The sequence below is a fragment of the Castellaniella sp. genome (genome assembly GCF_041675725.1).
Lineage (GTDB): Bacteria > Pseudomonadota > Gammaproteobacteria > Burkholderiales > Burkholderiaceae_B > Castellaniella.
Genome location: NZ_JBAYTI010000039.1, coordinates 17979 through 27279, shown reverse-complemented (window position 1 = coordinate 27279; position 9301 = coordinate 17979). Strand labels below are relative to the sequence as shown.

Annotated in this window: 6 protein-coding genes; 4 read left to right on the top strand and 2 right to left on the bottom strand. The window is 69.1% G+C overall.

Annotated features, from left to right (window positions below):
* Window positions 1–464 (bottom strand): transglycosylase domain-containing protein (locus WCZ84_RS09185; RefSeq protein WP_372685972.1); only part of this gene is annotated, 464 nt, incomplete at its 3' end.
* A gap of 232 nt (window positions 465–696) precedes the next feature.
* Between WCZ84_RS09185 and WCZ84_RS09180 the strand changes: the two genes are divergently transcribed.
* From WCZ84_RS09180 to WCZ84_RS09165, 4 genes are all read left to right on the top strand, one after another.
* Entirely contained in the window at window positions 697–1269 is a 573-nt protein-coding gene (locus WCZ84_RS09180; RefSeq protein WP_372685971.1) for a shikimate kinase, read from the top strand.
* Between the two features lie 93 nt (window positions 1270–1362).
* On the top strand, window positions 1363–2481 hold the full coding sequence (gene aroB, locus WCZ84_RS09175) for a 3-dehydroquinate synthase (protein WP_372685970.1): 1119 nt from the start codon (window positions 1363–1365) through the stop codon (window positions 2479–2481).
* A gap of 72 nt (window positions 2482–2553) precedes the next feature.
* Window positions 2554–3681 carry a deoxyguanosinetriphosphate triphosphohydrolase gene (locus tag WCZ84_RS09170; RefSeq protein WP_372685969.1) on the top strand — a complete coding sequence of 376 codons (1128 nt, stop codon included), beginning with the start codon at window positions 2554–2556 and terminating at the stop codon, window positions 3679–3681.
* An 18-nt stretch (window positions 3682–3699) separates the two neighbouring features.
* Window positions 3700–6387 carry a diguanylate cyclase gene (locus WCZ84_RS09165; RefSeq protein ID WP_372685968.1) on the top strand — a complete coding sequence of 896 codons (2688 nt, stop codon included), beginning with the start codon at window positions 3700–3702 and terminating at the stop codon, window positions 6385–6387.
* Here WCZ84_RS09165 and uvrA read toward each other — a convergent pair.
* Window positions 6378–9215 carry an excinuclease ABC subunit UvrA gene (uvrA, locus tag WCZ84_RS09160; protein ID WP_372685967.1) on the bottom strand — a complete coding sequence of 946 codons (2838 nt, stop codon included), beginning with the start codon at window positions 9213–9215 and terminating at the stop codon, window positions 6378–6380. The genes WCZ84_RS09165 and uvrA overlap by 10 nt on opposite strands.
* Window positions 9216–9301 lie beyond the last annotated feature (86 nt).

Sequence of the window (9301 nt, the reverse complement as noted above, 5' to 3'; positions counted from 1 at the left end):
TAGGTTTTTTCGGACGACAGGTAGAAGTTGCGCGCCACCTGCATGGTGATGGTGCTGGCCCCCTGGGTCTTGGACATGTGCATGGTGTTGGCCAGGGCGGCCCGCAGCACGCCGAGCCAGTCGATCCCGGCGTGCTGGTAGAAGCGGTCGTCTTCGGCGGCCAGCACCGCGGATTTCATGACGTCGGGGATTTCGTTGAAGCGCAGGACGTTGCGGCGCTCTTCGCCGAATTCGCCAATCAGCACCTTGTCGGCCGTATAGATGCGCAATGGCACGCGCGGCCGGTAGTCGATCATTGCGCCGAGGTCGGGCAGGTTGGGCCACGCCAGCGCCAGGGCCATGCCCAGCAGCAGTGCCGCGCACAGCGCCAGCCCGCCAAAGACGGCGAAGGTCTTGGCGATCAGCCGCGCCAGCCAGGACGATCCGGCGGCCTTGTTGGCGGAATTGTTACGCGAGGTGGTCATCAGGGGCGATTGTAAGCGCTGGCCCAAGGTGGGCGTGCAAGCAGGCGAGTAGGGATGTAAGTGGATATTTCAGAGCCGGGGCAAGGTTAGGGCAGACCCCGGGCGGGCGGATGCGATGCAGATGCGATAATACACGCTATTTTACGTGATTCGACTTGTGGCCCGACGCCCAAAGGCGCGCCATTCTCCCGCCACCGGATCCCTATTGCCGCGTAACCCGACCCATCTTGTCATGCCTGTTCCTGTCGCCCCCGATTCTGCTGCACCCGACCCCGACGCGGCCGTGGGCCACCAGCCAATCTGCCTGGTGGGCATGATGGGGGCCGGGAAAACCACGCTGGGCCGGCAACTGGCGGCGGCCCTGGGGCGGCCGTTCGTGGATCTCGATCACGCCATGGAGGCGCGCTGCGGGGTGCGCGTGGCCACCATTTTCGACATCGAGGGCGAAGCGGGCTTTCGCAAGCGCGAGACCGCGATCCTCGACGAATACACCCGCCAGCCCGACCTGGTACTGGCGACCGGGGGCGGGGTCGTGCTGGCGCCCGAAAACCGCGACATGCTGCGTACGCGCGCCTGCGTCATCTACCTGCAGTCGGATGCCGACGAGCTTCATCGGCGTGTGGCACGCGACCATAATCGGCCATTGTTGCAGACCGAAGACCCACAGGCGCGCATGATGGCGCTGCTCGAGCAGCGCGAGCCTTTGTACGCCGAGGTCGCGCACATCACGGTGGCGACGGGCACGCAGCCCGTCAGCCAGATCCTGCGCAAGCTGGTAGAGCAATTGGGTCAGGTCGATGGCTGACCCCCGCGGCGGCCAGGCCCGGATCGGTCCGGCGCCCGGGCAAGGCCCGGGCAAGCCGCGTCCCTGGATTCTTCAACCGAGGGCAATATGCAAATGAGCGACGTGCAGTCCGTCCGGGTCCAGACCCCCGGCGGGCATTATCCCATCCATATCGGCAGTGGTTGCCTGCAGACGCTGGCCGACCACATTCCGGCAGATGCGACGAGCCTTGCGCTGGTCACCAATGTGACGGTCGATGCGCTGTACGGTGAACGGGTGCGCAGCCTGCTGGCGGCCACCGGCAAACCGCTGCTGACCATTGCCCTGCCCGATGGCGAGGCGCACAAAGACTGGGCTTCGCTGAACCAGGTCTTCGATGCGCTGCTGGCGCAGGGGCTCGATCGCAAGATGGTGCTGGTGGCCCTGGGCGGTGGCGTGGTGGGTGACCTGGGCGGTTTTGCGGCCGCCTGCTACCAGCGCGGCGTGCGTTTCGTACAGGCGCCCACCACCTTGCTGGCCCAGGTGGATTCTTCGGTGGGGGGCAAGACGGCGATCAACCACCCGCGCGGCAAGAACATGATCGGCGCCTTCTACCAGCCGCAGGCCGTGGTGATCGACCCCGACGTGCTGCAGACCCTGCCGGCGCGCGAGATCTCGGCCGGGCTGGCCGAGGTGATCAAGTACGGCATGATCGCCGATGCGGCGTTCTTCGACTGGTGCGAGGCCCACGCGGCCGGGCTGCGCGCGCTCGATGCCACGCTCGTGGCGCAGGCCATCCGGCGTTCCTGCGAGATCAAGGCGGCCGTCGTGTCGCAGGACGAGCGCGAGGCGGGGGTGCGGGCGCACCTGAATTTCGGCCATACGTTCGGCCACGCCATCGAGGCCGGCCTGGGCTATGGGCAGTGGCTGCACGGCGAGGCGGTGGGCTGTGGCATGGTGCTGGCCGCCGAACTCTCGGCGCGGGTGTGCGGGCTGGATCCGGCCGCGGTGGCGCGCATCCGTGCGCTGGTGCAGGCCATTGGCTGCCCGGTACAGGCGCCCGATCTGGGCGTGCAGCGCTGGCTCGAACTGATGCGGGTCGACAAGAAAACCCGCGGGCGCCACATCCACTATGTGCTGCTGCCGCGGCTGGGGGCGGCGCAGGTGCAGGCGGTGGATGACGACACGGTGGCTCCCCTGCTGGCGCAGCTGGCCGGGCAGGGCGGGGGCGCGCCGGGCGGTGAAAACCCGTAACCGACGCATGGCGGCGCCACACCCAGGCGCATAGGGTGATATCCTGCCTGCAGGAAGATGACCAGGGCCGCCATGCCTTCACTTGCTCCCTACGCCTGTGATCCGCGTGCCACACGCGGGCGGCAATATGCCGAACCGTCGCCCGAAGGGCGCAACGACTACCAGCGCGATCGTGACCGCATCGTGCATTGCGCCGCCTTCCGGCGGCTCGAATACAAAACCCAGGTGTTTCTCAACCACGAGGGCGACCTGTTTCGCACCCGCCTGACCCACAGCCTCGAGGTCGCGCAGATCGCCCGCACGCTCGCGCGCAATCTGGGCGTGCACGAAGACCTGATCGAGGCCATCGCCCTGGCGCATGACCTCGGCCATACCCCTTTTGGCCATGCCGGGCAGGACGAGCTCAACGCCTGCCTGCGCGAACTGGCCCCCGCGGCCGGGGGGTTCGAGCACAACCTGCAGAGCCTGCGGGTGGTCGACACGCTCGGAGAGCGCTACGCCGCCTTCGACGGCCTGAACCTGTGCTTCGAGACGCGCGAGGGGATTCTCAAGCACTGCTCGCGGCGTCAGGCGCGCCTGCTGGGCGCGGTGGGCGAGCGCTTCCTGCAGGGCACCCAGCCGTCGCTCGAGGCGCAGCTGACCAACCTGGCCGATGAAATCGCCTACAACAATCACGACGTAGACGACGGCCTGCGTTCGGGCCTGATCAGCGTGCCGCAGCTGTTGCAGGTCGAGTTCTTTGCCCGGCATCACGCGCAAGTGCTGCAGCGCTGGCCGCAGATCGAGGCGCGCCGCCTGGTACACGAAGTCATCCGTGCCATGATCAACACGCTGGTGCTCGACCTGACCCGCTGTACGGCCGGGCGCCTGGCCGATCTGGCGCCCGGGTCGGTCGACGCGGTGCGGGCCGCGCCGCCGCTGGCGGCATTTTCGGATGGGGTGCGCCGGCAGGCCAACGAGCTCAAGCATTTCCTGCACGACAATCTATACCGCCATTGGCGGGTGGTGCGCATGACCAACAAGGCCCGGCGCATCGTGCGCGAGCTGTTCACCGCGTTTCTGCAAGAGCCGCGGCTGCTGGCGCCCGAATACCGGCGCGACGATCCTGTCGCGCAGGCGCGTGCCATTGCCGACTACATCGCCGGCATGACGGACCGCTACGCGATCCGCGAGCACGACGCGATCTACCGGATGGGATAGCGCCGGGCCGGCCCGCACATGATCAGAAAGAATCTTTCCTTCCTTTTCCTGCTGCTGGCCGTCTTGGTGGTCACCTGGGGGGTCGAGCGCGAAGATCGGGCGCGCCATGCCGAGAACGCCCAACGGCAGGTCCAGGTTCAGCTCGAGACGGGCGTGCGCGGGCTGAAAACCTATCTGCTGGGCCTGATCGAGATGAATGAGCGGCTGGCCGAGGCCCTGTCCGAGGCCCCGGGCGATGAGATCGAGCCCTTCGATCTGTGGACGGCCGAACTGCACCGCCAGCGCCCCGAGCTGATCAGCCAGTCCTGGATCGATGGCCTGAGCCTGCGCCGGGTGACGCCGCGCCAGGGCAACGAAAACGTCATGGACCTGGATTACAACCGCCATCCCGAGTACATGGGCGGGATCCAGCGCATGTTGGCGCGCCGCGGCACGGTGCTCGACCCGGTGCCGCGCTTGCTGCAGACCGGGCGCCCGGGCGTGCTGCTGCGCAGCCCCTACTACGACCGGTCCGATAATCCACAGTACCGGGGGCATACGGTGATGTCGCTCGACTGGCAGGGCCTGCTGCGGCGCCAGGGGCTCGCGGGCGACGCGCTGCCGTTCGAGCTGCAGATTCGCCAGGAAGACGCCAGCGGGGTAGAACACCTGTTGCACGGGCCGGTCGAATTGTCCGGCGTCGGGCGCAGCCAGGTGCGCCTCGAACTGCCGGACCAGGCCTGGTGGCTGCGCGCGGTGCCCGGCCGTGCGTGGGCTGCGTATCCGTCCGCGCGGGCGGGCTGGATCTGGCTGGCGGGCCTGTTGTTGGCGCTGGGCGTGCTGGCGCTGTGGTGGCGGCAGGACGAGGTCCTGCGCCACTGGCTGCGCCGGGCGCCGCGCGATGGCCTGACTTCGCTGCGCACGTTCATGCTGCTGACCGTGCTGGTCCCCTTGCCGATCATCGCCGGGCTGACGGGCTGGTGGGTGTACGGCGCCTCGATCCGGGCCGTGCAGGCGCTCGAAGAGCAGCAGATCGCCGAACTGGGCAGCCTGGTCCGCGAACGTCTGACGGCCGTCTTCAACATCCCGAGCCACACCATGGCCTTCAACCAGGGGCAGTGGGGCGGCGGCCTGATCCAGGCGCAGGACCCGGCCTCGATGCTCGACAGCTTCCTGCTGCAGCTGCGCGTCCAGCCGCGCCTGACCTTGCTGGGTTTCGTGCGCGAAGATGGCCGGTTCTGGGCGGCGAGCCGCAGGCTCGATGGCGATGCGCCCGGCCTGCGCATTCTCGAGTCGGACATGCGCCTGGATGGCCTGATGCGCATCCAGCGCGTGGATGACGCCAATCGGCGCGGGCGGCTCGAATCGCAGGCGGACCATTATTTCGACATGCGTTCGCACGCCCGCTACCGGCAGGCCGAGGAGGCCGCCGGGCTGCACTGGAACCTGCCCGATCCGTACGTGGTGTACGACGCCGGTGCGCTGTACGATGATTGGGGGATCGGCATGTCGCTGCAGCTGCGTGATGCGCAGGGCCAGCCGGCCGGGGTGCTGATGGTCGATGTGGCGCTGGCGCAGATCAGCCAGCTGCTGCAACAGGAAATGGCGCCGCTGGGCGGCCTGGCCTGGCTGGTCCAGCCCGACGACACCCTGCTGGCCGTCTCGGCGCCCGAGGCCATGGGCGAGCCGGTGCGCGACGGCCTTCTGTACACCCAGGCCCGGCACAGCCCCCTGGCCGATCTGCGCCAGGGCACCGAACGGATGCGCGAGAGCCGCGAGTCGACCGGCCAGCAGTGGATGGCGGTCAATGGCGTGCGCACGCTGCTGCACTGGCGCTCGATCGAGCTGCCCAACGGGCCGCGCCTGCAGCTGGCCCTGACCCTGCCCGAAGGCCGCTATGCCGAGTCGTCCGAGCGCATTCTGCAGCGCATCGGCCTGCTGGTGCTGGGGTTCTGGCTGATGGGGACCCTGGTGGCCGTGGGGGTGGCCTGGTGGTTTTCGCGGCCCCTGCACGAACTGAGCGCCTGGGCCGAGCAGTTGGCCCGCGACCGGCAGGGCCGCACGCAGCCGGTCCACAGCCCGGTGCGCGAGATTGCCACGCTGTCGCGCGCGCTGGGCAAGATGGCGCAGCACATGCAGGCGCACGCAAGCGAGCTCGAACAGCTGGTGGCCGAGCGCACCGCCGCGCTGACGCAGGCCAACGAGCGCCTGCAGGCGCTGTCGCTCACCGACGCGCTCACGGGGCTGGCCAACCGACGCCATTTCGACCAGATGCTGGCCAAGGAATGGGCGCGTGCCCAACGCTCGGGTGACGCGCTCAGCCTGCTGATGCTGGACGTGGACTACTTCAAGGCCTACAACGACCGTTATGGCCATCAGGCGGGCGACCAGATCCTGTGCCGGCTGGCCGATGTCCTGCAGGCGTCGCTGCGGCGTCCGGCCGATCTGGCCGCGCGCTACGGCGGCGAAGAGTTCGCCGTCATCCTGCCCGGGCTGGATGCGGCCGCGGCCGGCGGGCTGGCCGAGACCATGCGGCGCCGGATGGAAGATTTGCAGATCGTCCATCCATTGGGGGTGGCCGGCCGGCTGACCATCAGCATTGGGGTGGCCCAGCAGGTGCGCGGCCATCTGGTCGGGGTCGAAGACTTGATCCGCCGCGCCGACCGGGCGCTCTACCAGGCCAAGCGGGCCGGGCGCAACCGGGTGGTCGTGGACGATCAGGTCTGAGCCGCGGCGGCTTCCAGCAGCGGGGCCAGCCAGTGCCCCGTGTGGCTGGCCGGGCAGGCGGCCAGGGCCTCGGGGGGGCCCGCTGCCACGATGGCGCCGCCCCCGGTGCCGCCTTCGGGGCCCAGGTCGACCACCCAGTCGGCCGTCTTGATCACGTCCAGGTTGTGCTCGATGACCAGCACCGTGCTGCCGCTCTCGACCAGGCGCTGCAGCACGCGCAACAGCACGGCGACGTCTTCGAAGTGCAGGCCGGTGGTGGGCTCGTCGAGCACGTACAGGGTGCGTTCGGTGCCGCGCCGCGAGAGCTCCTGGGCGAGCTTGATGCGCTGGGCTTCGCCCCCCGAGAGCGTGGTCGCGCTTTGCCCCAGGCGCAGGTAGGACAGGCCGACGTCGGCCAGGGTCTGCAGCTTGCGCGCCAGGGCCGGGACGGCCGAGAAGAGCGCCAGCGCCTGGGCCACGGTGAGATCCAGCACCTGGCTGATGTTCAGGCCGCGATAGCGGATGTCCAGGGTTTCCCGGTTGTAGCGGCGCCCGTTGCAGACCTCGCAGGGGACGTACATGTCGGGCAGGAAGTGCATTTCGACCCGCACCACGCCGTCGCCCTGGCAGGCTTCGCAGCGGCCCCCCTTGACGTTGAAAGAGAAGCGGCCCGGGTCGTAGCCGCGCAGGCGGGCCTCGGGCACCCCGGCGAAGAGTTCGCGCAAGGGCGTGAACAGGCCGGTATAGGTGGCCGGGTTGCTGCGCGGCGTGCGCCCGATGGGATTCTGGTCGATGCTGATGACCTTGTCGAAGTGGTCCAGGCCCTCGATTCCGGTAAACGGCTCGGGCTGGGTCTGGGCGCGCTGCAGTGCGCGCGCCAGGGCCGGCACCAGGGTGTCGTTGACCAGGGTGGACTTGCCCGAACCCGAGACCCCGGTGACGCAGACGAAGCGCCCGACCGGGAGCTCGAAGTCGATCTGCTTCAGGTTGTGCCCACTGCAGCCGCGCAGGATCAGCCGCGCATGCCCCGCGGGTATGGCGCGGCGCGCCGGCACGGGGATGCGGCGCGTGCCCGCCAGGTACTGGCCGGTGAGCGAGGCCGCGCAGGCGGCCACCTGCGCCGGGGTGCCCTGGGCCACCAGGTGGCCGCCCAGTTCGCCGGCGCCCGGGCCCATGTCGATCACGTGGTCGGCCGAGCGGATCATGTCCTCGTCGTGCTCGACCACGATGACGCTGTTGCCCAGGTCGCGCAGCTGCTGCAGCGTGTGGATCAGGCGCCGGTTGTCGCGCTGATGCAGCCCGATGGAGGGTTCATCGAGCACGTACATGACCCCGGTGAGCCCCGAGCCGATCTGGCTGGCCAGGCGGATGCGCTGGGATTCGCCGCCGGAGAGCGTGTCGGTACCGCGCTCGAGCGTCAGGTAGTTCAGGCCCACGTCGTTCAGGAAATCCAGCCGCGCCCGGATTTCCTGGACGATGCGCGCCGCCACGTCGCGGCGCGGCCCCTCGGGCTGCCAGTCGGCGAACCAGGTGCGGCAGTCGGCCAGCGACAGGGCTTCGAGCTCGTAGATGGCGCGCTCGCCCAGGCGCACGTGCCGGGCCGTGCTGCCCAGGCGGGTGCCGTGACAGGCCGGGCAGGGCGTGCTGCGGCGCAGGCGCGCGAGTTCGTCGCGCACGGCGCTGGAATGGGTTTCACGCCAGCGCCGCTCTAGATTGGGGATCACCCCCTCGAAGGGGTGCTGGCGCAACTCGGGCAGGCCGCCTTCGCCCAGATACTGAAAAGCGATGGGCGTGGCGCCCGAACCGTACAGGATGGCCTGGCGCACGGCTGGGTCCAGGTCCTGATACGGGGTTTCGAGCTCGAAGCCATAGTGTCGGGCCAGGCTGAGCATGGTGGCGTAGCTGAACGCGTTGCGGCGGTCCCAGCCGTAGATGGCGCCGCCGGCCAGGCTGAGCTCGGGCAGCGCGACCACGCGCTCGGCGTCGAAGGCCTCGATCTGGCCCAGGCCCTTGCATTCGGGGCAGGCGCCTGCCGGGTTGTTGAAGCTGAACAGGCGCGGCTCGAGCGGTTCCTGGGTGTGACCGCACAGGGGGCAGGCATAGTCCACCGAGTAGGCGGCCTCGGCCTGGGTGTCCATGTCGAGCACGCGCACCCGGCCCCGGGCCAGTTCGATCGCGGTCTCGAGGCTGTCGGCCAAGCGCTGGCGGCTGTCGGGGCGCACGCGCAGGCGGTCGACCACCACGTCCAGATCCCAGGGCCCGTCGGCCACGGGGGTGGGCACGCTGCCATCGAGCAGATGCAGGCTGCCGTTGACGCGCACCCGCACGAAGCCCAGGGCCTGCAGGCGGCGGCATTCGTCGCCCAGGTCGGCCTGGCTGGCCTGGGCCAGTGGTGCCAGCACCGCGATGCGCGTGCCCTCGGGCAGGGCCAGCGTGCGGTCGATCATCTGGCTGACGCTGTGCGCCTGCAGGGGCACGCCGTGCTCGGGGCAATAGGGCGTGCCCACCCGCGCATACAGCAGGCGCAGGTAATCGTGGATCTCGGTGACGGTGCCCACGGTGGAGCGCGGATTGTGGCCGGCGGTTTTCTGTTCGATGGCGATGGCCGGCGACAGGCCGGTGATCACGTCCACGTCCGGCTTGTCCATCATCTGCAAAAACTGGCGCGCGTAGGCCGACAGGCTTTCGACGTAGCGGCGCTGGCCTTCGGCATACAGCGTGTCGAAGGCCAGCGAGGACTTGCCCGAGCCCGACAGGCCGGTGATGACCACCAGCTGCCGGCGCGGGATCTCGAGCGACAGGTTCTTCAGGTTGTGGGTGCGGGCACCGCGTATGCCGATGACGTCCATGCAGGTGGGGGGGTTCCAGTGTTTCGATGGGCAACTTGCTACTATAACGCGCAGCCCTGTTTACAATCGAAGGGCCTCTCACTGTT

Coding starts and splice junctions, on each gene's coding strand:
- WCZ84_RS09180 (WP_372685971.1), top strand. CDS start 697: ATGCCTGTTCCTGTCGCCCCCGATTCTGCTGCACCCGACCCCGACGCG.
- aroB (WP_372685970.1), top strand. CDS start 1,363: ATGAGCGACGTGCAGTCCGTCCGGGTCCAGACCCCCGGCGGGCATTAT.
- WCZ84_RS09170 (WP_372685969.1), top strand. CDS start 2,554: ATGCCTTCACTTGCTCCCTACGCCTGTGATCCGCGTGCCACACGCGGG.
- WCZ84_RS09165 (WP_372685968.1), top strand. CDS start 3,700: ATGATCAGAAAGAATCTTTCCTTCCTTTTCCTGCTGCTGGCCGTCTTG.
- uvrA (WP_372685967.1), bottom strand. CDS start 9,215: ATGGACGTCATCGGCATACGCGGTGCCCGCACCCACAACCTGAAGAAC.